Below are 23,686 nucleotides of genomic sequence, written 5' to 3' on the forward strand. Positions count from 1 at the left end.
GAGCACGTCAAACGTCGCGCTTCTCCAGCAGGGCGTACGCCGCGACGAGGGCCGCCGCGGTGATGCCGCCCAGCATGCCCAGCTGCGACCAGCCGGAGCCCACCGAGTCGTCGATCCGGAAGAGCGCGGCCAGCGCGAAGGGCGAGGAGTACTTCTGCATCTGCACGCCCAGGTCCGCCAGGCTGGGCGACATCATCAGGAACGCGGGGAGGATCGACGGGAGCAGCACCACACCCAGCATCGTGGTGATCGCACCGGCCGAGTGCCGCAGCATGCTGCCGACGGCGAGCGAGAGCAGCCCGAGCAGCGATACGTACGTCCCGACGCCGACGGTCGCGCCCAGCAGCTGGTCGTTGTTCGGCCGCATGACGCCCGGGCCGCTGTGCATCCCGGAGCTGATGAAGACCACGAGGGCGAGCGAGAGGGTCGTGGTGACGAACGCGAGCGTGAAGAAGACCAGCGCCTTGGCGGTCAGCACGCGGGAGCGGGCCGGGGAGGCGGTGAAGGTGGCGCGGATCATGCCGGTGCCGTATTCGGACGAGATGACCAGCACGCCGAGGGTGACGACGCACAGCTGGCCGAGCAGGGCGCCGAAGAACCCGGGGAGGGTGGTGGGGTTGTTGGCGTAGTCGTTGTCGCTGGTGCTCGCCGACACCAGGAGGCCCATCCCGACGACCAGCGCGACCATGACGCTGAGGGTCCAGATCGTCGAGCGCACCGACTTGATCTTGGTCCACTCGGAGGCGATGGCGTTCCCGAGGTGGGTGCGCTGGACCGGGATCGGCGAGGTGTAGGTGCCCACGGCGGCGTACGGCTGCGCGGGCGCGCCGGGGGGCGGCGACACGTATCCCGGCGGCAGATGCGGCGCCTGATACTGCGGGGCCTGCGGTGGCTGTGCGTGGGGTTGCTGCTGCGCGTACGGCTGCGGCGGCGCGTGCTGCGGCTGCTGCGGCGGAGTCTGCGGCGGGACGGGCGCCTGGCCCTGCTGCTGGTACGGCGTCGTCATCAGGCGTCCTCGTTGTCGCGCTTGGTCATGTCGGCGGGTGCGGAGGCGGGCGGCTGAGCCGGGGCGGCGGGCGGCTGGGCCGGGGGAGCGGCCGGGGGCGGGCCGTACGCGGCGACGGGCGGCGCCGGGGCGGCCGGGGCGGCCGGAGCGCCGCCCTGCGGCGGGGCGGGCGGCTCGGCGTACCCCGGCATCACGGTCCCGGGCGCATACGGCCCGGGCGGCTGCCCCGGAACGCCGGGTGCGCCGGGTGGTGCGTAGCCGTACGCCCCGCCCCCGCCCTGCGGGCCGTACGCGGCGGCGGCCGCCTGCTGCAGCCCGGCCCGCTGGTCGGCCGTCGAGCGGTAGTCCACGGCGCCCTGCGTCATCCGCATGTACGCCTCCTCCAGCGACGCCTGGTGCGGGGACAGCTCCCACAGCCGGACGTCCGCCGTGTGCGCCAGGTCGCTGATGCGCGGCAGCGGCAGCCCGGTCACCCGCAGGGCGCCGTCCTGCTCCGGCAGCACCTGGCCACCGGCCTCGCTCAGCGCGGCGGTCAGCTTCTCGCGCGCTTGCGGTTCGGCGTCGTCGGGGGTGCGGACCCGGGCGAAGTCCGCCGAGTTGTAGGAGATGAAGTCCTTGACGCTCATGTCCGCGAGCAGCTGCCCGCGGCCGATGACGATCAGCTGGTCGGCGGTGACCGCCATCTCGCTCATGAGGTGGCTGGAGACGAAGACCGTGCGGCCCTCGGAGGCCAGCTGCTTCATGAGGTTGCGGACCCACAGGATGCCCTCGGGGTCCAGACCGTTGACCGGCTCGTCGAAGAGCAGCACCTGGGGGTCGCCGAGCAGCGCGGCCGCGATGCCCAGGCGCTGGCCCATGCCGAGCGAGAAGCCCTTGGAGCGCTTGCGGGCGACGTTCTGCAGGCCGACCACACCCAGCACCTCGTCCACCCGGCGGGCCGGGATGCCGGACAGCTGGGCGAGGCACAGCAGGTGCTGGCGGGCGCTGCGGCCGCCGTGCACGGCCTTGGCGTCGAGGAGCGCGCCGACCTGGCGGGGGGCGTTGGGCAGCTTGCGGAAGGGGTAGCCGCCGACCGTGACGTGTCCCGCGGTGGGTTCGTCGAGGCCGAGGATCATGCGCATCGTCGTCGACTTGCCGGAGCCGTTCGGACCCAGGAAGCCGGTGACCGCGCCGGGCCGCACCTGGAACGACAGGTTGTACACGGCCGTCTTGTCGCCATAGCGTTTCGTCAGGCCGACTGCCTCGATCATGCTCCGCCCCTCGTGCGAATGGGTCGGGGCGCCTCGCCCCCGTGAGAGTTACGAGCTTAACGGGGGCTTGACGGTTCCCGTTAAGGCAGAATTGAGAGCCGATCGTGACTCTCCGACCTGGCCCAGCCCTCGTCGTGGAACACCCGGGTGCCCGCCGTCCGCACCGCCGCGTCGGCGCCCGCCCGGCCGACCCAGGCGGCGGGATCGGGGCCGAGGAGGTCCCGCAGCCGCGCGGAGGACGCCAGCAGCCGGGACAGCAGCGCGCTCTGGTCGCCGCCGCCCGGCAGGGGCCGCCCGCCGTCGCCGGGCGCGGTGAGCACGCCGTGCGTACTGACAAAGAGGTACGCCGCCTCCAGCCGCTCCCCGGACGTCATCACCATCGGGAAGTCCGCCCCGGGCAGCCGGACCCGCCGGTAGTTGGGCACCTCGGTGCGGTCCACGGCGTCGAGCTGCGCGTCGTCGAGCCAGCTGACGACGAGGGGCGTGCGGGCGGCCGGGTCGCCGTACGGGGCGGACGCGACGTAGCCGTACCGCCCGATGTGCGCCGAGCACCCGACCGCGATGCCGTGCACCCGGACCGGAACCATGGGAACGGTCGCGGGGCGCCCGGGGCTGCTGAGCTTGTAGTGCAACTGGGCGGGCGAGGCGTTGGACCCGACCGCGATGACAGGATGCCGGTCCCGGTACCGGCCCAGAAGCCCCAGGTCGAGCGGGCGCAGCTCACCGCCGGTGAGAAGCGTGGGCGCGGTGACGGGCCGCCCGGGATACGTGAGCGGCGCCCGAGCGGGCACGTCCCCGAACCCGAGCGCGGCAAGGCTGAGGTCGTCCACGACCCCGAGGCTACGCGAGCGGCAGGCGCCCACGCCGCCCGCGCCGCGGCGTACGACGGCGTACGGCGAGCGCCGGGCGCGGCGAGGCTGCCAAGGAGCACCCGCCAGCGGTGGGAGCACCGTGCCGTACGGCGAGCGGCAGAGCCCCCGGCGAGCCGGGGCACCACATGCGCGCGGCAGCCCCCTCGGCGGGGCGCCGGTCACGCAGTGGGCTGGGGCGCGGCACCGCACCCCGCTGCGTGCGGGCGCGCCCCTCGGCGGGTACCGGTGGAGCGGTGGGGTACGGCGTGCGGGCGTGGCACCGGGCGGCGTGCGGTGCACGCTTCGGGCGGGCGCCTGGTCACGCAGCGGGCCGGGGCACCGCATGCGCGCGGCGGCCTGTGGCGGGCGGTAGACCTCTTGGCGGGGGGCTTGACCGTGCAGTTTCGGCGTCCCGCGTGCGCGCGGCGCCCCGCCCGTACGGCGGCGGTGCGCCTCTCGGCGGGCGCTGGTCACGTAGTGGGCTGCAGCACCGTATGCGTGCTGGCGCCCGGCGGCGCGGGGCGTACTCCTCGGCGGGGCGCCGGTCACGCAGCGGGACGGGGCACCGCGTGCGGGCGTGGCATCCCTCGGCGGGCCGCTTAGCCGGCCCCGGCCTCCGGTGGGGCGGGGGCCGGACGTGCGCGTGCCCCGCGCCGCGAGTCGCGGCACGGGGCACGGAGCGCTAAGCCATGACCGAGCGTCACCGGGTCTGCTGGGCCGGGACGCCGCGGGTGGCGGCCTCTTCCTCGCCCGGGTTCCCGGCCGCGGCCACTGCCGCGCCGGTCAGCGTGGCCAGCATCTCGCGGACGTTGGTCAGCTGGGCGTTGATGCTGTCGCGGCGGTTGGTCAGGGCCGCCAGCTCGCGCTCGGATTCGCTGCGGATGCGGTCCGCCTTGGCGTTCGCGTCGGCCACGATGTCCTCGGCCTGGCGCTGCGCGGTCTCCACCGTCTGGCGGGCGCGGCGCTCGGCGTCGGTGCGCAGCTTCTCGGCCTCCAGGCGGAGCTGCTCGGCGCGGTGCTCGATCTCCGCGAGCCGCTTCTCGGCCTTGGCCTGACGGGAGGCCAGGTCGCGCTCGGACTGCTCGCGGCGCTTGGCCAGGTTCGTCTCGAAGTCGGCGGCGGCCTGCGCGGCCTTGGCGCGGGTCTCCTCGAAGAGGGAGTCCGCCTCCTCGCGCTTGGACTGCGCGTCCTTCTGCGCGTCCTGACGCAGCGTGGTGGCTTCGCCCTTCGCCTGCTCGACGATCCGCGCGCCCTCGTCCTCGGCCTTGGACTTGCGGTCGGCGGCGAACGCCTCGGCGTCGTTACGGACCTGCTGGGCGGAGGACTCGGCCAGCTCGCGGTGCTGCTCGGAGGCGCGGCGGGCCTCCTCGCGCAGGTCCTTCGCCTCTTCCTCGGCGAGACGGAGGATCTTCTCGACCCGGGCGCCGAGCCCCGCGTAGGACGGCTCCGCGTCGTTGATCTGGGCCTGAGCGTTCTGCGTTTCGAGGTGCAGCTCCTCGATGCGCTTCTCGAGCGAGGTGATGCGGGACAGTGCGCTGTCGCGGTCGGCGATGAGCTTGGTAATGCGGTCGTCCACCTGACCGCGGTCGTACCCACGCCGCACGAGCTCGAAGCCGAAGGGGGAGGAAGTGTCGCTCATGGGGTTCCTGTCGAAAGAGACCGGTGAGGTGATAGAGCAAATCCTAGGGGGCCGAACGGCGTGTCATCGAGTCAACGTCCGTTTGATCTGGAGAATGTCCAGCCTTTTGAGTGGACGTAAGACGGAGACCTTGTCACTCGTCGGGATGATACGGACACGACACGCCCTGTGCAGCTAGCCGTCGGACCGTGTTCCCCTACCCATCGGACCGCTTTCCACTCGACCGTGTCGCCCCCGCCCCCGCCGCCGTCTTCACTCCGCTGCTGTCCTTGCCGCCCGTGCCGCCCGACGCGGGGGTCTCGAAAGATTCCAACGCTTCCAGGACGTCCTGGACACGGGTGATTTCCGCGTTGATGTCCTCACGGCGGCGCTTGAGCAACTCCAGCTCGCGCTTGCCCTCGTCGACGATCTCCTTCGCCTCCGCCGTGGCCTCGGACTTGACGCGCTCGGAGTCCTTCGCGGCCTCGACCCGCTTCTGCTCGGCCTCCTTCAGCAGACCCTCGGCCTTCTTCACGGCCTGAATCCGCACCCGGCTCGCCTCGGTCTCCGCGTCCGAGACCAGGGACTTCGCCTTCTCCTCGGCCTTCATCAGCTGCGCGGTCGCCGCCGCGACGAGCTTGTCGACCCGCTCGCCGGTCGCCTTCATCTGCTCCGCCGACTCCCGGCGGGCCCGGTCGTGCAGCTCCTCCACCTCGGCCGCCGTCGTCGCCCGCAGCTCCTCGGCGCGCTCCCGGATGGCCGTCGCGTCGCCGCGGGCCTCGGCCAGCATGGTGTCGGAGTCCGTACGGGCCTTCTCCACCGCGCCATTGGCCTGCGCGGTGGCCTGCGAGACCAGCCGGTCCGCCTCCTGGCGGGCCGCGCCCACCATGACGTCCGCCTGCTCCTCGGCCGCGGCCGTCGCCTGCAGCGCGGACTCCTGCGACTCCGCGGTGAGCCGCTCGGCCTCCGCCGAGGACTCGGTGACCAGCCGGTCCGCCTGCTCCGCCGCGTCCGAGCGGCGCTTGTTGGCGTCCTGGCGGGCCTTGTCGACCAGCCGGTCGGCCTCGTTCTGCGCCTCGGTGCGGATGCGCTCCGCCTCGGCCGCCGCGTCGGCCGCGATCCGCTCCGACTCGGCCCGGGTGCGCGACGCGTGCTGCTGCGCCGAACCGACCGTCTCCGCGGCCTCGGTGCGCAGCCGCTCGGCCTCCGCGGAGGCCTCCGAGACCAGCCGGTCCGCCTCGTGCGACGCCTCGCCGACCAGCCGGTCGGCCTGGGCCGCCGCCTCCGAGCGGATGTTGTTGGCGTCGCTGCGGGCCTGCGCCCGGGTGCGCGCCGCGTCCTGCTCCGCGGTCGCCCGCGCGTCCGCCGCCTCCGTACGCAGCGTCTGCGACCGGGCGGTGGCCTCGGCGACGATCCGCTGCGCCTCCTCCGTCGCGCCGCCGACCAGCGTGTCGGCCTGCTCGGCGGCCTCGGCGCGGGACTTGTTGGCGCTCCTGCGCGCCTCGTCCAGCGTCTCGTCGGCCTCCGCGCGCAGCCGCTCCGACTCGTGGTTCGCCTCGCCGAGCAGCCGGTCCGCCTGCTCCGCGGCCTCCGAGCGGCGCCGGTTGGCGTCGTCGCGGGAACGCGCGCCCAGCTGCTCCGCCTCGGCGATCGCCTCCGCGACCGTGCGCTCCGCGAGCGACTTGGCGGCCTCCGACTCCTCGTGCGCCGCCCGCCGCACCCTGGAGGCGTCGACCGAGGCGCGCTCCCGCTCCGCGTACGCGTCCGCGCGGACCCGGTCGGATTCCTCCCGCGCGTCGTGCCGGGTGCGCTCCGCCGCGTGCTCGGCGGCCTGCCGCAGCCCGGTGATCTCCGACTCGGCCTGCTCGTGCAGCCCCGCCACCGAGTCCCGTACGGACTGGGCGTGCTGCTCGGCGGCCGACACCAGGTCCGCCGCGTGCTGTTCGGCCTCCTCGACCAGCCGCTGCGACTCGGCCTGCGCCTCGCTCACCCGGGTCCGGGCCGCCGCCAGCAGCTCCTCGCTCTGCTCGCGCGCCGCCGTACGCTCCCGCTGCGCCTCCTCGCGGGCGTCGCCCAGCAGTTGCTCGGCCTCGCGGCGGCGGCGCGCCGCCTCCTCCTGGGAGGCGGCCAGGGCCTCGGCGGCCTCGGCGCCGATCCGCTCGGCGGCGCTCGTCGCCTCCGCCCGCACCCGGTCCGCGGTCTCCTGCGCCTCGCTCCGCAGCCGCTCGGCCTCCGCGGCGGCCTCGCTCCGCAGCCGGACCGCCACCGACTCGCCCTCGGCGCGCGCGTTGGACGCGTCCGCGGCGGCCTCGTCGCGCAGCCGGTCGGCCTCCTCCTCGGCCTGCCCGCGCAGGGCGTCCAGCCGCTCCGAGGACTCCGCGCGCTGCCGCTCGATGTCCTCGCCGGCCTCCCGGCGCAGCCGCTCGGACTCGGTCCGCGCGTCGTTCAGCTCCTGCTCGGCGGAGCTGAACCGGGCTTCCGCCTCCTCGTGCCGCCGGATCAGCTCGGCCTCGGCCTCGCCGCGCCGCGCCTCGGCCGCCTGCTCGGCCTCCTCACGCAGCTCCTCGGCGGTACGGGTCGCCTCCTCCTTGACCCGCTCGGCCTGCTCCTCGGCCGAGTTCACCAGCTCGTCGGCCTCGCCGCGGGCCCGCTTCAGCAGCTCGTCGGCCTGGCGGCGCAGCGCGTTCGCCCGCTCGATCGCCTCGGTGCGGACCCGCTCGCTCTCGGTGGTCGCGCCCGAACGCGTCTCCTCCGCGTCCTGCTTGGCCTTGGTGAGCAGTTCCTCGGCGGTGCTGGCCGCCTCCTCGATCTGCTCGACCGCCTCACGGCGCGCCTCCGCCCGGATGCGCTCGCCCTCGGCGACCGCTTCCGACCGCTGCTGCTCGGCCTCGCCGCGCAGCCTGCGCGCCTCCTCCTGCAGCTCGGCGGTCTTGGCGCGGTACTCCTTGGTGTCGTCCTTCGCCGCGCCCTTGAGCTGGTTGGCGGTGTCGTGGGCCTCGCCGCGCAGCCGGTCGGCCTCGCTCTCGGCCTCGTGCCGGATGCGCTCCGCTTCCTCGGACGCCGCCTTGGTGGTGGCCTGCGCCTGCTCCGAGGCGCGGGTCAGCACCTCCTCGGCGCTGCGCGCCGCCTTGGCCAGCTGCGCCGCCGAGTCCTCGGCGACCCTGGCCCGGGCGTCGTCTCCGGCCTCGGAGAGCAGCCGGTCGGACTCGGCGCGGGCGTCGTCCCGCAGCTGCTCGGCCTCGGCGCGGATGACCTCGGCTTCCTTGGTGGCCTCGCCGACCAGCCGGGCGACCTCCGCCTTGGCGGTGCGGGCGCGCTGCTCGTTGTCCGATTCGGTGGCCGAAAGCCGCTTGGCCGCCGCGTCCTTCGCCTCGCCGAGCACCTTCTCGGCCTCGGCGCGCGCCTCGCGCAGCGCCGTCTCGGCCTCCAGCATCCGCGCCTCCGCGGCGCGGGTCTGCTCGATGGCGTGGCGGCGGGCCTGGTCCGACTCCTGGCTGGTGGAGGTGCGCAGCTGCTCGGCGTGCTCGGTGGCCTCCTGGGCCTGTGCCCCCGCCTTGTTCAGCAGCCGCTCGGCCTCGGTGCGGGCCCGGCGCAGGATCGTCTCGGCCTCGCCGCGGGCGGTCTCCGCCTCGGAGCCCAGCCGGTCCCTGGCCTGGTCGGCGAGGCGCTGGGCCTCGGCGCGGGCGGCGGTCAGCGACTGCTCGGCCTCGGCGCGGGACTCGTCCAGCAGCCTGCGGGCCTGCGCCTCGGTGCGGGCGCGCAGCTGCTCGGCCCAGGCGACGTTCTCGTTGACGTGCGACTCGACGGTGGCGCGGCGCTCGGCCAGCTCCTGGTCCAGGCGCTGACGGCGGGCCACCGCCTCGGCGTGCAGCTCGGCTTCGAGCCGGGACTGCTGCTCGGCCTGCTCCTGGAGCAGCCGCTGGGTCTGGGCACGGGTCTGCCGCAGCTCGCGCTCGGCGTCGGCACGCACCTGCTCCGCCTGGAGCTGGGCGTCCCGCATCAACTGCTCTGCCTGGTAGCCGACGTTGGCGCTGTCGTAGGCAGGACGGCTCGCCAGCGCGCGCCGCACCTCGTGCAGCTTGGCGCGCAGCACTTCGACCTGGTAGCCGAGGTCGTCGGCGTGCTGGACGGCCTTCTCCCGCTCGTTCTTCAGCCGCTCCATCTCGGCTTCGAACTTCGAGAGGTGATCGTCAGGCTCGTAGCGGTCGTAGCCCCGCACTGCGCGGTCCCATCCGTCCCCTGGTCGCGTTGGCGGCCGGCTCCGTACCGCGCGGTTCCTGGCAGTCCCTTGCGGTCCCTCGCGGTCCCGTCCCGGCGTGATGCGTGCCGGGCGGACCGGAGCTGGCCCTTCCGAAGAAATGGTGTCAGATCATCGGCTCAGCCCGGGCCGGACCCCGATCCCTTCCGATTCCCGTACCCCGGCCGAGCCTGCACTCTACCGGCCGGGGAAGGGGTAGGTCAGTGGTCCGCTTCAGTGGTCCGTTTCACCGGGTGTCGCGGCGGTCACGAGTTCGGTCAGTACGCCGTGGCAGTCCTTGGGGTGGAGGAAGGTGATGCGCGAGTCCATCGACCCACGTCGGGGCTGTTCGTACAGCACCCGGACCCCCTTGTCGCGGATGGCCTCGGAGTCGGCGTCGACGTCGGCGGTGCCGAACGCGATGTGATGGACGCCCTCCCCGTTCTTCGCCAGCCACTTGCCGACCGCGGAGTCCTCCCGGGTCGGCTCCAGGAGCTGGAGGTAGGAGGCCCCGCCGTCCGAGGTCTCGTTGATCTTGAGCATGGCCTCGCGGACCCCCTGCTCCTCGTTGACCTCGGAGTGGAACACCTCGAAGCCGTACGTGGCACGGTAGAACTCGACGGTCTTGTCCAGGTCGAAGCAGGCGATCCCGATGTGGTCGATTCTCGTCAGCATGGGCATAGTGCACCGCTCGCACAGCCGGTTACGCAACGTGCGCGCGATCACACTGATGGGGCGGTGACCGCGCGGGTACTCGTCAGTACATTGACGATAACCCTCGTTAACTTCCTTCTCCCCGTGGAGGGACCCACCATGACTCGTACGACGTCTGTGATTGTTGCCGGAGCCCGTACCCCCATGGGCCGCCTCCTCGGCAGCCTGCGCTCGTTCTCAGGAGCCGACCTCGGCGGCTTCGCGATCAAGGCCGCGCTGGAGCGGGCCGGGGTCGCCGGTGACCAGGTGCAGTACGTGATCATGGGGCAGGTGCTGCAGGCCGGCGCCGGACAGATCCCCGCACGTCAGGCGGCTGTCAAGGCGGGTATCCCGATGAGCGTCCCCGCCCTCACCGTCAACAAGGTGTGCCTGTCCGGACTGGACGCGATCGCGCTCGCCGACCAGCTGATCCGGGCCGGGGAGTTCGACATCGTGGTGGCCGGCGGCCAGGAGTCCATGACCAACGCGCCCCATCTGCTCCCGGGTTCCCGCGACGGCCACAAATACGGCGCGATCCAGATGCTCGACGCCATGGCCCACGACGGGCTGACCGACGCCTTCGAGAACGTCGCCATGGGCGAGTCCACCGAAGCCCACAACACCAGGCTCGGCATCGGCCGCCCCGAACAGGACGAGATCGCCGCCCGCTCCCACCAGCGCGCCGCCGCCGCCCAGAAGAACGGCCTGTTCGACGCCGAGATCACCCCCGTCGAGATCCCGCAGCGCAAGGGCGACCCGGTCGTCTTCACCAAGGACGAGGGCATCCGCGGCGAGACCACCGTGGAGTCCCTGGGCAAGCTGCGCCCGGCCTTCGCGCGCGACGGGAACGGGACGATCACCGCCGGGTCGGCCTCGCAGATCTCGGACGGGGCCGCCGCCGTCGTCGTCATGAGCCGCGCCAGGGCCGAGGAGCTGGGCCTGGAGTGGATCGCCGAGATCGGCGCCCACGGCAATGTGGCCGGTCCCGACAACTCGCTGCAGTCCCAGCCGTCCAACGCGATCGCGCACGCGCTGGGCAAGGAGGGGCTGACGGCCGACGACCTCGACCTCATCGAGATCAACGAGGCGTTCGCGGCGGTCGCCGTGCAGTCAATGAAGGACCTGGGACTTTCCTCCGAAAAGGTGAACGTGAACGGCGGCGCGATCGCCCTCGGCCACCCCATCGGCATGTCCGGCGCCCGCATCGTGCTGCACCTGGCGCTGGAGCTCCAGCGGCGCGGCGGCGGCGTCGGGGCGGCGGCGCTGTGCGGCGGGGGCGGCCAGGGCGACGCGCTGATCGTCCGCGTTCCGGTCTCCGCCGACGGGGCATGACCCGGGCAGCGAGCCGTTCAGTCCGTCCGTACGAGTGATGAGGAGCGCGGCACCCATGGCTGACGCTGATGTGCCCACGCTGGTGGAGCAGGCCCGGCAGGGGCGGTCGCGCGCGGTCGCGCGGCTCATCTCGCTGATCGAGGGCGACTCCCCGCGGCTGCGCGAGGTGATGGCCGCGCTCGCACCGCTGGCGCAGGGCGCGTACGTGGTCGGGGTGACCGGTTCGCCGGGGGTCGGCAAGTCCACGTCGACCTCCGCGCTCGTCTCGGCTTACCGGAGGGCGGGGAAGCGGGTCGGGGTGCTCGCGGTCGACCCCTCCTCGCCCTTCTCCGGCGGCGCGCTCCTCGGTGACCGGATTCGGATGTCCGACCACGCCTCGGACCCCGGGGTCTACATCCGCTCCATGGCCACCCGCGGCCATCTGGGCGGCCTCGCCTGGGCCGCCCCGCAGGCCATCCGGGTGCTGGACGTGGCCGGATGCGACGTGGTGATCGTGGAGACGGTCGGCGTCGGCCAGTCCGAGGTGGAGATCGCCGCCCAGGCCGATACGACGATGGTGCTGCTCGCCCCGGGCATGGGCGACGGCATCCAGGCGGCCAAGGCCGGAATCCTGGAGATCGGCGATGTGTACGTGGTCAACAAGGCCGACCGGGACGGCGCCGACGCCACCGCCCGCGAGCTGAACCACATGCTGGGCCTGGGCGAGACCCGCTCGCCCGGCGACTGGCGGCCGCCGATCGTGAAGACCGTGGCGGCGCGCGGCGAGGGCACCGACGAGGTCGTCCAGGCCCTGGAGAAGCACCGGGCCTGGATGGAGGAGCACGGTGTCCTCGCCGAGCGCCGGATGCGGCGCGCGGCGGGCGAGGTCGAGACGATCGCGGTGACCGCGCTGCGCGCCCGCATCGGCGATCTGCACGGCGACCGCCGCCTGGGCGCGCTGGCCGAGCGGGTGGTGGCGGGCGAGCTGGACCCGTACACGGCGGCGGACGAGCTGGTGGCGGGCGTTACAGAGCGGGGATGACAAGGGCGGACGTCACCTGAAGGGTTCTTCAGGTGGGCTCTGCGACGCTGGCCCCATGCGTTTGCTGATTGTGGAGGACGAGCGCCGTCTCGCCCTGTCGCTCGCCAAGGGGCTGCGGGCCGAGGGCTTCGCCGTCGATGTGGTGCACGACGGACGGGAGGGGCTGCACCGGGCGCGGGAGGGCACGTACGACCTGATCGTCCTCGACATCATGCTGCCGGGGCTGAACGGCTACCGCGTCTGCTCCGCCCTGCGGACGGCCGGGCACGAGGTGCCGATCCTGATGCTCACGGCGAAGGACGGCGAGTACGACGAGGCGGAGGGGCTGGACACCGGCGCCGACGACTATCTGACCAAGCCGTTCTCGTACGTCGTGCTGGTCGCCCGGGTGCGCGCGCTGCTGCGGCGGCGCGGCGCCGGGGCCTCGCCCGTGGTGCGGTTGGGGGCGCTCGCGGTGGACCGGGGCGCGCGCCGGGTGGAGCGGGACGGGGACGAGGTGTCCCTGACCGCCAAGGAGTTCTCGGTGCTGGAGCATCTGGCGACGAACGGCGGGGACGTCTGCTCCAAGGCGGACATCCTGGAGCACGTCTGGGACTTCGCCTACGACGGCGACCCCAACATCGTCGAGGTGTACGTCAGCGCGCTGCGCCGCAAGCTGGGGCCCGGGTTCATCGAGACCGTGCGGGGAGCGGGGTACCGGCTCCGTGGGTAGGGCGTTCGGTTCGGTACGGGCGCGGGCCGCGCTGGGCGCGACCGTGGTGGTGGCCGTGGCGCTGGTGGCCGCGGGGCTCGCGGTGCTGCGGGTGCTGCAGGGCAACCTGGCGGACCAGGCCGGGCTGCACGCCCAGGTGGAGGCGCGCGACGTGGCCGCGAAGATAGCCGCCGGGACCGGTTACCGGGAGCTGGACCTGGACGACGAGACCCCGGTGCAGGTGGTGGACGAGCAGCGCCGGGTGCGGGCGGTCAGCGAGGATCTGGAGGCCGTGACGGGGACGGCGAGCCCGTCGGTGCGTCCCGTCTCCGTGGCGCCGGACGCCGAGCGCGAGGAGGGCGAGGTCGACGGGGACGTGCGCTACGCGAGCGGCTCGGCCCGGATCGACGGCAGCACCGCCGACTACCGCTGGGCGGCCGTGGAGGCCACCGACCCGCACGGCGAGGACGTCACCGTCTACGCGGGCGCCCCGCTTGCCACCGAGCGCGACGCGGTCGGCACGGTACGGCAGGCGATGCTGATCGGGCTGCCGCTGCTGCTGCTCGTGGTGGCCGGTGTGACCTGGCTGGTGACACGGCGCGCGCTGCGGCCGGTGGAGGGCATCCGGCAGGAGATGGCCGCGATCACGGCGAGTACCGATCTGTCCCGGCGGGTACCTGAGCCCGGCTCGCACGACGAGGTCGCGCGGCTGGCCCGGACGACGAACGAGACGCTCACCGCGCTGGAGGCGGCGGTGGAGCGGCAGCGGGCGTTCGTCGCCGACGCCTCGCATGAGCTGCGCTCCCCGGTGGCCTCGCTCCGTACCCAGCTGGAGGTGGGCGTGGCCCACCCCGAACTGCTGGACGTGCCGGGCGCGGTGGAGGACGTGGTGCGGCTCCAGCGGCTGGCGGCCGATCTGCTGCTGCTGGCCCGGCTGGACGCGGGGGAGCGCCCCCGGGCCGACACCCGGGTGCGGCTGGACGCGCTGGTGCGGGAGACGGTCGAGCAGCGGACCGGGGACCGGGTGCCGGTGCGCACCGACCTGGCGGAGGTGGTCACCACGGGCTCCCGCGGGCAGCTGACCCAGGTGCTGGGCAACCTGGTCGACAACGCGCAGCGGCACGCGCGCGGCGAGGTGCGGGTGTCGGTGCGGGCGGACGGCGCCGAGGGCGTGGTCGCGGTCGCCGACGACGGCGCCGGGGTGCCGGAGGCCGAACGGGAGCGGGTCTTCGAGCGGTTCGTACGGCTCGACGACGCCCGCAGCCGCGACGATGGCGGGGCCGGGCTCGGCCTCGCCATCGCGCGCGACGTGGTGCTGCGGCACGGCGGCACGCTCACCGTCGGGGAGGCGCCGGGGGGCGGCGCCCTGTTCGAGGTGCGGCTGCCGCTGAAGTGATCTAGACCCGGCCGCGCTCGGCGCGCAGATGGTCGGCGACGGGCACCAGCGACCCGTACAGCGCCTGCAGATCGGCCGGGGCCAGCAGGTCGATGAAGTGCTTGCGCACCGATTCGACATGATGGGGCGCGACCTTGCGCATGGTGTCCCAGCCGTGCTCGGTGAGGACGGCGTACAGCCCGCGCCGGTCGGATTCGCAGTTCTCGCGGCGCACCAGCCCGCCGTTCTCCATCCGTGTGATCTGATGGGACAGACGGCTCTTGGACTGCAGGGTCGCGGACGCGAGGTCGCTCATCCGCATCCGGTGCTCTTCCGACTCCGAGAGGTTGACCAGGATCTCGTAGTCGTTCATGGTCAGGCCGAACGGCTGGAGGTCCCGTTCGAGCTGGTAGGTCAGCAGTCGGCTGACGTCCAGGTGGGTGCGCCAGGCGCGCTGTTCCTCGTCGCTGAGCCAGCGCGTGCCGTTCTCGGTCTCCATGGGATGTATTCTACCTATAGAAGTTGAATTCCGAACCAATGGATGTATCGGGCTAGAGGTCACCTGTTCGAGATTACACTCCGCAGCTTCGCGCTCACGAACCGGTACCCCCGCTCTCGCCGACGGCTATCTCCGCCATCAGCTCCTCCGTGGACTGGAGCAGCACGGTCCCGGCGCCCACGAACTCGAACTGGTGCTCCTCGCCCGACGTACCCCCGAGTCCGGTGTGCGCCCGGATGCCGCCCATGACCCCGCGCAGATACTCATGGTCGTAGTGGTGATTGGGCGTGGGGCAGTCCGCCCAGCCGACCAGCGCCTGCGGATCGACCCGGATCGGCGGCTCGATGAAGACCACGGGCCCGTTGGAGGCCGCGACGAACTTCCCCGTCCCGATGAGCGTCAGGAAGCCCGGCACGATCGACTGCTTCAGCGCCAGCGACGGCTGGAAGGCGAGCAGATTGCCCGACCGGATGGTGAGGTTCCCCTCGTCCAGGTCATAGGAGTTGACGTCGAACGCGCGGTCCGCGAGCACCATCTTCCCCTTGCCCTCGGCCACCACCCACTCGGCGGCGTGCAGGGGGGAGTGGAAACTGCCCGCGATGAGCCGGTCGAGGCGGCCGAGCCCGATGCCCTGGAAGCCGATCTGCCCGTAGTAGGCGACCATCTTCCCCTTCTGCAGAAACCACTGCCCGTCCAGCTCCACGCTGAAGGCGTACGGATTGACGTTGTCGTCGGCGGGCAGCGTGTACGCGTCGTGGATGACGGGGCCGTTCACAGCTTTTCCTCCGATGCCTGGACGTAGACCGTGCCGTTGCCGGACAGTTCCAGCTGGAAGGCCTCCCCCGAGCCGCGGCCCACCATGTCGCGCCAGCCGAGGGCCGTCGAGAGCTTATTGCGAACATCACCCCGGTGGGCTACATATGCCTGCGGATCGACATGGACCGGACGGCCCGGCTGTATCGGCAGCTCGATCACCCCGCCGTGCGCCATCACCGCGGCCGAACCCCGGCCCTCCAGCGTGGTGGTGAAGAGTCCCTGGCCGGTCGCCTGGCCGCGCACCAGGCCCATCACCCCGCCCTGCGAGCCCAGGAACATCGTGCCCTGGCGGAGCGAGCCGTCGAAGGCCAGCAGGCGGTCCGCCTCCACGTACAGCGTGTCGCCGGTCAGGTCGATCACCTGCACATGGTGTCCGCCGTGGCCGAACATCACGGTGCCCTGGCCCTCGATGGTCATCAGCGGCGTCGCCTCGTTGGCCACCCGCCGCCCGATCATGCTCAGCACCCCGCGCTGGCCGCCGGTGATGCTCGGGGTGAACCGCACCTGGCCGCGGTACGCCAGCATCGCGCCGCGTTGGCTGAACAGCGTGCTGCCCGGTGCCACCTGGGCCTCCACCATGCGGGAGGTGAGGTTGGTGAACGGCATCAGATCTCGCCCCCGACCGTGTTGCGCTCGCTGGGCTGCACGTACACCAGGCCCTCGCCCTCGAAGCGGATCTGGAAGGACTCGCCTCCGCTCTCGCCTATCAGCGCGCGGAAGTTCACGCCCGACTGGAACTGCTGCCGGAGATCGCCGGTGTGGGCCACGTACGCACCCGGGTCCACCTGGAGCGGGGTCTGCGGGGTCACGCGCAGCACGATCGCCGCGCCGTCCGAGACGATGGCCGCCTGGCCGGTGCCCTCCACGGTCGTGGTGAACAGCCCGTTGCCCTGCGCGGAGCCGCGCAGCCCGGTGAAGGAGGTGCCGGTGCGCAGCGCCGCGTCCGTGCACAGCAGGTTGTCCGCCTCCACGTACAGCTTCTCGCCGTGCAGTGAGACCAGGTTGATCTCGCTCGCCCGGTCGGCGAAGTAGCACGTGCCGTGCCCCTTCACCTCCATGACGGCCATCTGCTCGCCGGTGAGCCGCCGGGTCACCATGCCGCGCAGCCCGTCCCCGCCGCCCGTCCTCTTCTTGAAGGTCATGTCCCCCTCGTACGCGACCATCGCGCCGTTCTTCGCCTTCACGGAGTCGCCGGTCAGGTCGACGGCGAGCACCCTGGTTCCCTGGAGCCGAAAGTGAGCCACGGAGCCGACGGTATCGGTCCCGCCACCCTGGAGAAATGATCGCGTGCGGGGCTGCAACAATAGGAAGCGCTTGTGCATGGCTTCACAAGCGCTCTTTTCCGTTCCGTCGTCCGTGTCCCCTCATGCGAAGGTGCTCTCGTGGATCTCAAGACCGCTACCGCGCTGCGCCGGCTCCGCCTGGTCTCCGCGCCTGAGGCCGTGTCCTTTCTGCTGCTGCTCGTCTGCTCGGTCCTCAAGCGCACCACCGAGTTCAACGCGGTGCCGGTGATGGGCATGGTGCACGGCATCCTCTTCATCCTCTACCTGGTCTTCTGGGCGGACGCCTGGAACCGCGCCAAGTGGGGCTGGCAGACCGCCGCGCTCTACTTCGTCCTCTCCGTCCTGCCCACCGGCGGCTTCTTCGCCGAGCGCAAGCTCAAGCACGAGACCGAGGCCGGTGTGATGGCGGCCCGCGCCCGCCGCGAGGGCGTGGTCAACACATGATCGTCGCCTTCTCGGTGACGCCGCTGGGCGTCGGTGAGGACGTGGGGGAATACGTCGCGGACGCGGTGCGCGTGGTGCGGGAGTCGGGCCTGCCGAACCACACGGACGCGATGTTCACCTCGGTCGAGGGCGAGTGGGACCAGGTCATGGCCGTCGTCAAGCGCGCCGTGGCGGTGGTGGAGGCGCGCGCCCCGCGCGTCTCCGTCGTCCTGAAGGCCGACATCCGCCCGGGCGTGACGGACGGCCTCACCTCGAAGGTGGACACGGTGGAGCGCCACCTCTCCGCGTAGCGCCCTCCCTCTGGAGCCGGGCCGCCGGTCCGGGCAGGATGGCGGCATGCCGACGACTTCAGGCTCCGGGGCGACGGACCGGGGCTCAGGTTCCGGGGCGACCGACCCGGGCGCGTTACGCCCCGGCCCCGGCCGCCCCGCCACCCCCGCCGAGGCGCCCGCGCCCGCGCCGCGCACCGGCTACGGCGCCGTTTTCGCCGTCCGCGAGTTCCGCACGGTCTTCGCCGCGCACCTCATCTCGATGCTGGGCGAGATGGCGGGCGGCGTCGCGCTGTCCGTCCTCGTCTACCGGCTCACCGGATCGCCCCTCCTCAGCGCCCTCACCTTCGCGACCGCGCTGCTGCCGTATGTGATCGGCGGCACCCTGCTGTCCTCCGTCGCCGACCGCTATCCGGCCCGCCGGGTGCTCGTCGTCTGCGATCTGGTGCACGCGGGCTGTGTGGCCGCCATGACGGTGCCCGGGATGCCGGTGGCCGTGCTGCTCGCGCTGCGCTGTGTGCCCGCGGCGATCTCGCCCGTGTTCAGCGGCACCCGGTCGGCCACGCTCGGCGACATCGTCGGCGGGGGCGACCTGTTCGTGCTGGGCCGCTCGGTCATCCGGATCACCGCGCAGAGCGCCCAGCTGGGCGGGTTCGCGGCGGGCGGGCTGCTGCTGGCCGCCGTATCGCCGCGCGCCGTCCTCGCGATCACGGCGGCGGCGCTGTGCTGCTCGGCGCTGCTGCTCCGCTTCGGCACCCGCCACCGCCCCGCGCGCCACACGGCCGGCGCGGCGGGCGGGGCGCTGCTCGGGGACTCGCTGCGCGGCGTCCGGCGGCTGTTCGCCGACCGCCGCGTCCGGGCGCTGATGCTGCTGTCCTGGGTGCCGCCGATGTTCGTGGTGATGCCGGAGGCGCTGCTGACGCCGTACGCGGACGCCCAGGGCCTCGACTCGGTCGGGCTCGGGCTGCTGATGTGCGGGCTGCCGGTGGGCGCGGTCGTGAGCGAGGTCCTGGCGGGCTCCCTGCTGGGGCCGCGCGGCCGGGCCCGGCTCACGCTGCCGGTGGGGGTGCTCGCGGCGCTGCCCGCGCTCGGGTATGCCTGTGATCCGTCGTTCGGCTGGGCGCTGGCCCTCCAGGTGGTGACGGGCTGCGGGGTCGCGTACAGCCTTGGTCTCGACCAGTGGTTCCTGGCGGCGGTGGAGGAGGAGCTGCGGGGCCGGGCGATGACCGTGCTGACGGCCGGGCTGATGACCGCGCAGGGCCTGGGGATGGCCGTGGCGGGGGCGGTCGCGGAGTTCGTGCCGGTGCACGTGGTGGCGGCGTCGGCGGGCGGCTGCGGTGCGCTGTGCTCCCTGCTGGTGGCGCTGGAGGTGCGGCGCACGGTGGGTAGGGGGCGGGGCGGGTCAGGGGTGGCCGGTTCGAGGGGTGAGACCGGGCTGACCGCGATATGACCGGCCGGTAGGGTCGGTACCGTGCCGAAGCCGCTCAGCCTGCCGTTCGACCCCATTGCCCGCGCCGACGAGCGCTGGAAGCAGCGATGGGGTTCCGTACCGTCGATGGCCGCGATCACCTCGATCATGCGGGCCCACCAGATCCTGCTCGGCCAGGTCGACGCGGTGGTCAAGCCGTACGGACTGACCTTCGCGCGCTACGAGGCGCTCGTGCTGCTCACCTTCTCCAAGTCCGGTGAGCTGCCCATGTCCAAGATCGGCGAGCGGCTGATGGTGCACCCGACCTCGGTCACCAACACGGTGGACCGCCTGGTCAAGTCGGGTCTGGTCGACAAGCGCCCCAATCCGGCCGACGGCCGCGGCACCCTCGCCACCATCACCGGCCAGGGCCGCGAGGTGGTCGAGTCGGCCACCCGCGACCTGATGGCGATGGACTTCGGCCTCGGGGTGTACGACGCCGAGGGGTGCGGGGAGATCTTCGCGATGCTGCGCCCGCTGCGGATCGCCGCGGAGGACTTCGAGGAGACCGGCGACAGGGGCGAGTGACGCCATCGCGGACTGGTCGTTGTTCAGATCAGCCCCGATCCTCCGCACCGCGGGAATGATCCCAAAAGCGTCCTCACCCGTTACCGAGCGATGGCGTCGGCCCCGCCTCTGCGGGGAAAATTCCGGGGCGTTACGCTCATCCGCATGAAGAAGACCGTATTGCGCCGCTACCAGGTGATGGCGTACGTCACCGGTGTGCTGCTGATCCTGCTGACGCTCGGCGTCATCGCCAAGTATCTGCTGGACGTGAGCGGCGCGGCCGGTTTCACCAGCGTCGTCGGCATCGCGCACGGCTGGCTGTACGTCCTCTACCTGGTCTTCGCGTTCGACATGGGCTCCAAGGCGAAGTGGCCCTTCGGCAAGCTGGCCTGGGTGCTGCTCGCGGGCACCATCCCGACCGCGGCCTTCTTCGTCGAGCGCAAGGTTTCCCGGGAGCTGGAGCCGCTGGTCAGCGGTAGCGAGCCGCAGACCGCGAAGGCCTGATAGGTCACATCGCCTCCCGGCCTCACCGCTCCCACCTGCGGAAACGGGTTGACCGGCCACTCGGTCGGCCCGATGGGAGCCGCCAGCCGTCGACAATTAGTAGGACGTCCTAGTAAATTTGAAGCATGGACGCCGAAGGCATTGAGGCAGGCCGCCGTCGCTGGCAGGCCCGATACGACGCGTCGCACAAGCGCGACGCGGATTTCACCACCCTGTCCGGGGACCCGGTCGAGCCGGTCTACGGACCCGCGCCGGGGGATACGGTCGAGGGATTCGAGCGCATCGGCTGGCCCGGTGAGTTCCCGTACACCCGCGGCCTCTACGCCACCGGCTACCGCGGCCGCGCCTGGACCATCCGCCAGTTCGCGGGCTTCGGCAACGCCGAGCAGACCAACGAGCGCTACAAGATGATCCTCAAGGCGGGCGGCGGCGGGCTGTCGGTCGCCTTCGACATGCCGACGCTCATGGGCCGTGACTCCGACGATCCGCGCTCGCTCGGCGAGGTCGGCCACTGCGGCGTCGCCATCGACTCCGCCGCCGACATGGAGATCCTGTTCAAGGACATCCCGCTCGGCGACGTCACCACCTCGATGACGATCAGCGGCCCGGCCGTCCCGGTCTTCTGCATGTACCTGGTCGCCGCCGAGCGGCAGGGCATGGATCACGCGGTGCTCAACGGCACGCTGCAGACCGACATCTTCAAGGAGTACATCGCGCAGAAGGAGTGGCTCTTCCCGCCCGAGCCCCATCTGCGGCTGATCGGCGACCTGATGGAGTACTGCGCGCACGGCGTCCCCGCGTACAAGCCGCTCTCGGTCTCCGGCTACCACATCCGCGAGGCGGGGGCGACGGCCGCGCAGGAGCTGGCGTACACCCTCGCCGACGGCTTCGGCTACGTCGAACTGGGCCTCTCCCGCGGCCTGGACATCAACACCTTCGCGCCCGGCCTGTCCTTCTTCTTCGACGCCCACCTCGACTTCTTCGAGGAGATCGCCAAGTTCCGGGCGGCCCGCCGCATCTGGGCCCGCTGGATGCGCGACGTCTACGGGGCGACGTCCGAGAAGGCGCAGTGGCTGCGCTTCCACACCCAGACCGCCGGGGTCTCGCTCACCGCCCAGCAGCCGTACAACAACGTCGTACGGACCGCCGTGGAGGCGCTGTCCGCCGTGCTCGGCGGCACCAACTCGCTGCACACCAACGCCCTCGACGAGACCCTCGCACTGCCCAGCGAGCAGGCCGCCGAGATCGCCCTGCGCACCCAGCAGGTGCTGATGGAGGAGACCGGCATCCTCAACGTGGCCGATCCGCTGGGCGGGTCCTGGTACGTCGAGGCGCTCACCGACCGGATCGAGGCCGACGCCGAGAAGATCTTCGAGCAGATCAGGGAGCGCGGCCGCCGGGCTGTACCGGACGGGCAGCATCCGATCGGACCGATCACCTCCGGCATCCTGCGCGGTATCGAGGACGGCTGGTTCACCGGGGAGATCGCCGAGTCCGCCTTCACCTACCAGCGGTCGCTGGAGAAGGGGGACAAGAAGGTCGTCGGCGTCAACTGCCACCATGGCTCGGTCACCGGCGATCTGGAGATCCTGCGGGTCAGCCACGAGGTCGAGCGCGAGCAGGTACGGGAGCTGGGTGCCCGCCGCACCGGACGGGACGAGGCCGGGGTGACCGCCGGGTTGACGGCGATGGTGGCGGCCGCGCGGGACGGCTCCAACATGATCGAGCCGATGCTGGCGGCGGTGCGCGCCGAGGCGACGCTCGGCGAGATCTGCGACGCGCTGCGCGGGGAGTGGGGGGTCTACACCGAGCCCGCCGGGTTCTGACCGCCCCGGCTGCTCCCGCCGCCCGGGCCGTGCTCACCGCGCCGGTTTGTGCTCACCGCACCGGCCGTCCCTCACTGCGCCGGTCCGCACTCACCGCGCCGGTCCGTCCGCACCGCTCTCCGGCGCGCTTCCCGGCGGCGTATCCGCCCCGCCGCCGGGGAGCGCCGCCGCGGCCAGTCCGTGCAGCAGCAGTGTCGAGAAGCCCTGGGCCCACTCCGTGTCCACCGGTTCCGCGCTGACCAGCAGCCGGTGCACCACCGAGCCCGCGATCACGTCGAAGATCAGGTCCGCGTTGCGGGCGGCCGTGCCCGGGTCCTCCTCGCGCGGGAGTTCGCCGCGCAGCTGCGCGCGCTCCCGGCCGATCAGCACCAGCCGCTTCTGCCGGTCCACGATCGCGGACCGGACCCGGGCCCCCAGCGCCTCGTCCTGGGTGGCCTCGGCGACGACGGCCATCAGCGCCGTCTTGGTCTCGGGCAGCTCCAGCAGCTCGGCGAAGCGCACCACCACGTTCTCGATGTCCGCCCGCAGGCTGCCGCAGTCGGCCGACCCCAGATGCTCTTCGAAGACCGCCGCGACCGCGTCCACGACCAGTTCGTTCTTGCCCGCCCAGCGGCGGTAGAGGGTCGTCTTGGCGACTCCGGCCCGGGCGGCGACGTCCCCCATCGTCAGCTTTCCCCAGCCCAGCTCGACCAGTGCGGCGCGCGTCGCGCCGAGGATGGCACGGTCGGCCTCGACGCTGCGGGGGCGACCTGTGCGCCTGCTGGGCGGGCTCATGGCGCGAACCCTACTCGCAGGTAGACGCGGGTGTCCCGGCCAGTTACGCTACGGCTCGTAGCGTAAGACCGGCCTGTCCGCGGATCGGCGGACGCGCTTTTCCATTCACCGCGTCGAGAGGGGAGGATAGGACCATGCAGCCACGGAACATGTCCATGAGTGGAGTGGTCGACCTCGCCGCGGTGAAGGCGGCCGGGGAAGCGAAGCAGAAGGCGGAGAAGGCGCGGGCCGACGCGGCCCGCACGGGCGCGCCCGCGCCCACGCGTCTGGTCTTCGACGTCGACGAGGCGGGTTTTCAGCAGGAGGTCCTGCAGCGCTCCACCGAAGTGCCGGTCGTCATCGACTTCTGGGCCGAGTGGTGCGAGCCGTGCAAGCAGCTCGGTCCGATCCTGGAGAAGCTGGCCGGGGAGTACGCGGGGAAGTTCGTCCTCGCGAAGATCGACGTCGATACCAACCAGGCGCTCTTCCAGCAGTTCGGCGTGCAGGGGATTCCCGCGGTGTTCGCGGTGGTCGCCGGGCAGCCGGTGCCGCTGTTCCAGGGCGCGGCGCCGGAGGCGCAGATCCGCCAGGTGCTGGACCAGCTGGTGCAGGCCGCGGAGCAGCAGTTCGGCATCGTCGGCGCGCCTGCCGAGGCGGCGGGCGCGGAGGACGTGGAGCAGGAAGAGGCCCCGGTGCCCGCGGGCCCGTACGACAGTGCGCTGGCCGCGGCCCATGAGGCGCTGGACGCGGGTGACCTGGGCGGTGCCGTCCGCGCGTACCAGAACGTGCTGAACGACGACCCGGCCAACGCGGAGGCCAAGCTCGGCCTGGCCCAGGCCCAGTTGCTGGAGCGGGTCCAGGGGCTGGACCCGCAGCAGGTGCGCAAGGAGGCCGCCGACAGCCCGGCGTCCCCGGCGGCCCAGATCGCGGCGGCCGACCTGGATCTGGTGGGCGGTCACGTCGAGGACGCCTTCGGCCGCTTGGTCGAGACGGTGCGGCGCACGGTGGGTGAGGACCGCGAGGCGGCCCGGCTCCATCTGCTCAGCCTCTTCGAGGTGATCGGCGGTGACGATCCCCGAGTGGTCACGGCGCGTAGTGCGTTGGCGCGCGTCCTGTTCTGACTTCGCGGGTCTCAAACGGAACAGTGGCCGCGCTTTACCAAAACTTGGTAAACGCGGCTGCTGTTACTACCAGTAAGTGAGCGCCTGGGCTTTGTCCGTTCTTGGCGTCAATTCTCCCCCTC

22 protein-coding genes are annotated in these 23,686 nt (G+C 72.4%); 11 read left to right on the plus strand and 11 right to left on the minus strand.

The window, feature by feature from the left end; translation table 11 throughout:
* Positions 1-7 precede the first annotated feature (7 nt).
* The 6 genes from ABZ370_RS23145 to mce form a co-directional block, all read right to left on the minus strand.
* Positions 8-1,006 carry an ABC transporter permease subunit gene (locus ABZ370_RS23145; RefSeq protein WP_358624005.1) on the minus strand — a complete coding sequence of 333 codons (999 nt, stop codon included), beginning with the start codon at positions 1,004-1,006 and terminating at the stop codon, positions 8-10.
* Entirely contained in the window at positions 1,006-2,256 is a 1,251-nt protein-coding gene (locus ABZ370_RS23150) for an ATP-binding cassette domain-containing protein (protein ID WP_358624007.1), read from the minus strand. Before ABZ370_RS23150 ends, ABZ370_RS23145 begins: the two co-directional genes overlap by 1 nt.
* 80 nt (positions 2,257-2,336) lie before the next feature.
* Complete coding sequence (locus ABZ370_RS23155) at positions 2,337-3,086, minus strand: hypothetical protein (protein WP_358624009.1); 750 nt, start codon at positions 3,084-3,086, stop codon at positions 2,337-2,339.
* 721 nt (positions 3,087-3,807) lie between these two features.
* Positions 3,808-4,746, minus strand: coding sequence for a cellulose-binding protein (locus ABZ370_RS23160; RefSeq protein WP_358624011.1), 939 nt, complete (start codon positions 4,744-4,746; stop codon positions 3,808-3,810).
* 196 nt (positions 4,747-4,942) lie between these two features.
* Positions 4,943-8,944: a polarized growth protein Scy gene (gene scy, locus ABZ370_RS23165; RefSeq protein ID WP_358624013.1), complete on the minus strand. Its 4,002-nt coding sequence runs from the start codon at positions 8,942-8,944 to the stop codon at positions 4,943-4,945.
* A 252-nt stretch (positions 8,945-9,196) separates the two neighbouring features.
* Entirely contained in the window at positions 9,197-9,637 is a 441-nt protein-coding gene (mce, locus tag ABZ370_RS23170) for a methylmalonyl-CoA epimerase (protein WP_358624015.1), read from the minus strand.
* 156 nt (positions 9,638-9,793) lie between these two features.
* Between mce and ABZ370_RS23175 the strand changes: the two genes are divergently transcribed.
* Genes ABZ370_RS23175 through ABZ370_RS23190 form a run of 4 tightly spaced genes read left to right on the plus strand, consistent with a single transcriptional unit; the run spans position 9,794 to position 14,095 of the window.
* Entirely contained in the window at positions 9,794-10,987 is a 1,194-nt protein-coding gene (locus ABZ370_RS23175) for an acetyl-CoA C-acetyltransferase (protein WP_358624124.1), read from the plus strand.
* 55 nt (positions 10,988-11,042) lie between these two features.
* Positions 11,043-12,008: a methylmalonyl Co-A mutase-associated GTPase MeaB gene (gene meaB / locus ABZ370_RS23180; protein WP_358624017.1), complete on the plus strand. Its 966-nt coding sequence runs from the start codon at positions 11,043-11,045 to the stop codon at positions 12,006-12,008.
* A gap of 55 nt (positions 12,009-12,063) precedes the next feature.
* A complete protein-coding gene (locus ABZ370_RS23185; protein WP_358624019.1) occupies positions 12,064-12,720 on the plus strand; it encodes a response regulator transcription factor in 657 nt (218 codons plus the stop codon).
* Complete coding sequence (locus tag ABZ370_RS23190) at positions 12,713-14,095, plus strand: HAMP domain-containing sensor histidine kinase (RefSeq protein ID WP_358624021.1); 1,383 nt, start codon at positions 12,713-12,715, stop codon at positions 14,093-14,095. Before ABZ370_RS23185 ends, ABZ370_RS23190 begins: the two co-directional genes overlap by 8 nt.
* A 1-nt stretch (position 14,096) precedes the next feature.
* Here ABZ370_RS23190 and ABZ370_RS23195 read toward each other — a convergent pair whose 3' ends face one another.
* From ABZ370_RS23195 to ABZ370_RS23210, 4 genes are all read right to left on the minus strand, one after another.
* Positions 14,097-14,573, minus strand: a complete 477-nt coding sequence (locus ABZ370_RS23195) for a MarR family transcriptional regulator (protein WP_358624023.1) — start codon at positions 14,571-14,573, stop codon at positions 14,097-14,099.
* A 94-nt stretch (positions 14,574-14,667) separates the two neighbouring features.
* Positions 14,668-15,348 carry an AIM24 family protein gene (locus tag ABZ370_RS23200; protein WP_358624025.1) on the minus strand — a complete coding sequence of 227 codons (681 nt, stop codon included), beginning with the start codon at positions 15,346-15,348 and terminating at the stop codon, positions 14,668-14,670.
* Complete coding sequence (locus ABZ370_RS23205; RefSeq protein ID WP_358624028.1) at positions 15,345-15,995, minus strand: AIM24 family protein; 651 nt, start codon at positions 15,993-15,995, stop codon at positions 15,345-15,347. Before ABZ370_RS23205 ends, ABZ370_RS23200 begins: the two co-directional genes overlap by 4 nt.
* The gene (locus ABZ370_RS23210) at positions 15,995-16,633 is read right to left on the minus strand and encodes an AIM24 family protein (RefSeq protein WP_358624030.1); all 639 of its coding nucleotides are present in this window, start codon (positions 16,631-16,633) and stop codon (positions 15,995-15,997) included. Before ABZ370_RS23210 ends, ABZ370_RS23205 begins: the two co-directional genes overlap by 1 nt.
* Before the next feature lie 138 nt (positions 16,634-16,771).
* Between ABZ370_RS23210 and ABZ370_RS23215 the strand changes: the two genes are divergently transcribed.
* The 6 genes from ABZ370_RS23215 to ABZ370_RS23240 all read left to right on the plus strand — a co-directional run bounded on the left by ABZ370_RS23215 (position 16,772) and on the right by ABZ370_RS23240 (position 21,690).
* A complete protein-coding gene (locus tag ABZ370_RS23215) occupies positions 16,772-17,116 on the plus strand; it encodes a DUF3817 domain-containing protein (protein ID WP_358624033.1) in 345 nt (114 codons plus the stop codon).
* Positions 17,113-17,406, plus strand: a complete 294-nt coding sequence (locus ABZ370_RS23220) for an MTH1187 family thiamine-binding protein (protein WP_358624035.1) — start codon at positions 17,113-17,115, stop codon at positions 17,404-17,406. Before ABZ370_RS23215 ends, ABZ370_RS23220 begins: the two co-directional genes overlap by 4 nt.
* Before the next feature lie 46 nt (positions 17,407-17,452).
* Entirely contained in the window at positions 17,453-18,835 is a 1,383-nt protein-coding gene (locus tag ABZ370_RS23225; protein WP_358624038.1) for an MFS transporter, read from the plus strand.
* Positions 18,836-18,856: 21 nt separating this feature from the next.
* Positions 18,857-19,381 carry a MarR family transcriptional regulator gene (locus ABZ370_RS23230; RefSeq protein WP_358624040.1) on the plus strand — a complete coding sequence of 175 codons (525 nt, stop codon included), beginning with the start codon at positions 18,857-18,859 and terminating at the stop codon, positions 19,379-19,381.
* Positions 19,382-19,525: 144 nt separating this feature from the next.
* Positions 19,526-19,864 (plus strand): DUF3817 domain-containing protein, encoded by a 339-nt coding sequence (locus tag ABZ370_RS23235; protein WP_358624042.1) that lies wholly within the window; start codon positions 19,526-19,528, stop codon positions 19,862-19,864.
* Positions 19,865-19,989: 125 nt separating this feature from the next.
* Positions 19,990-21,690, plus strand: coding sequence for a methylmalonyl-CoA mutase family protein (locus tag ABZ370_RS23240; RefSeq protein WP_358624044.1), 1,701 nt, complete (start codon positions 19,990-19,992; stop codon positions 21,688-21,690).
* A gap of 90 nt (positions 21,691-21,780) precedes the next feature.
* Here ABZ370_RS23240 and ABZ370_RS23245 read toward each other — a convergent pair whose 3' ends face one another.
* On the minus strand, positions 21,781-22,464 hold the full coding sequence (locus ABZ370_RS23245; RefSeq protein ID WP_358624046.1) for a TetR/AcrR family transcriptional regulator: 684 nt from the start codon (positions 22,462-22,464) through the stop codon (positions 21,781-21,783).
* Between the two features lie 134 nt (positions 22,465-22,598).
* Here ABZ370_RS23245 and ABZ370_RS23250 point away from each other — a divergent pair, with 134 nt between their 5' ends.
* Positions 22,599-23,564 carry a tetratricopeptide repeat protein gene (locus ABZ370_RS23250; RefSeq protein ID WP_358624048.1) on the plus strand — a complete coding sequence of 322 codons (966 nt, stop codon included), beginning with the start codon at positions 22,599-22,601 and terminating at the stop codon, positions 23,562-23,564.
* The last annotated feature ends 122 nt before the right edge of the window (positions 23,565-23,686 follow it).

Origin of the sequence: Streptomyces sp. NPDC005962 (assembly GCF_040629205.1) — a bacterium.
Taxonomy (GTDB): domain Bacteria; phylum Actinomycetota; class Actinomycetes; order Streptomycetales; family Streptomycetaceae; genus Streptomyces.

What these genes read in the sequence shown, in the direction of transcription:
- ABZ370_RS23160 (WP_358624011.1), bottom strand. Translation starts at nt 4,746, where the DNA reads ATGAGCGACACTTCCTCCCCCTTCGGCTTCGAGCTCGTGCGGCGTGGG.
- ABZ370_RS23235 (WP_358624042.1), top strand. Translation starts at nt 19,526, where the DNA reads ATGAAGAAGACCGTATTGCGCCGCTACCAGGTGATGGCGTACGTCACC.
- ABZ370_RS23195 (WP_358624023.1), bottom strand. Translation starts at nt 14,573, where the DNA reads ATGGAGACCGAGAACGGCACGCGCTGGCTCAGCGACGAGGAACAGCGC.
- ABZ370_RS23145 (WP_358624005.1), bottom strand. Translation starts at nt 1,006, where the DNA reads ATGACGACGCCGTACCAGCAGCAGGGCCAGGCGCCCGTCCCGCCGCAG.
- meaB (WP_358624017.1), top strand. Translation starts at nt 11,043, where the DNA reads ATGGCTGACGCTGATGTGCCCACGCTGGTGGAGCAGGCCCGGCAGGGG.
- ABZ370_RS23185 (WP_358624019.1), top strand. Translation starts at nt 12,064, where the DNA reads ATGCGTTTGCTGATTGTGGAGGACGAGCGCCGTCTCGCCCTGTCGCTC.
- ABZ370_RS23240 (WP_358624044.1), top strand. Translation starts at nt 19,990, where the DNA reads ATGGACGCCGAAGGCATTGAGGCAGGCCGCCGTCGCTGGCAGGCCCGA.
- ABZ370_RS23225 (WP_358624038.1), top strand. Translation starts at nt 17,453, where the DNA reads ATGCCGACGACTTCAGGCTCCGGGGCGACGGACCGGGGCTCAGGTTCC.
- ABZ370_RS23250 (WP_358624048.1), top strand. Translation starts at nt 22,599, where the DNA reads ATGCAGCCACGGAACATGTCCATGAGTGGAGTGGTCGACCTCGCCGCG.
- ABZ370_RS23220 (WP_358624035.1), top strand. Translation starts at nt 17,113, where the DNA reads ATGATCGTCGCCTTCTCGGTGACGCCGCTGGGCGTCGGTGAGGACGTG.
- mce (WP_358624015.1), bottom strand. Translation starts at nt 9,637, where the DNA reads ATGCTGACGAGAATCGACCACATCGGGATCGCCTGCTTCGACCTGGAC.
- ABZ370_RS23205 (WP_358624028.1), bottom strand. Translation starts at nt 15,995, where the DNA reads ATGCCGTTCACCAACCTCACCTCCCGCATGGTGGAGGCCCAGGTGGCA.
- ABZ370_RS23150 (WP_358624007.1), bottom strand. Translation starts at nt 2,256, where the DNA reads ATGATCGAGGCAGTCGGCCTGACGAAACGCTATGGCGACAAGACGGCC.
- ABZ370_RS23245 (WP_358624046.1), bottom strand. Translation starts at nt 22,464, where the DNA reads ATGAGCCCGCCCAGCAGGCGCACAGGTCGCCCCCGCAGCGTCGAGGCC.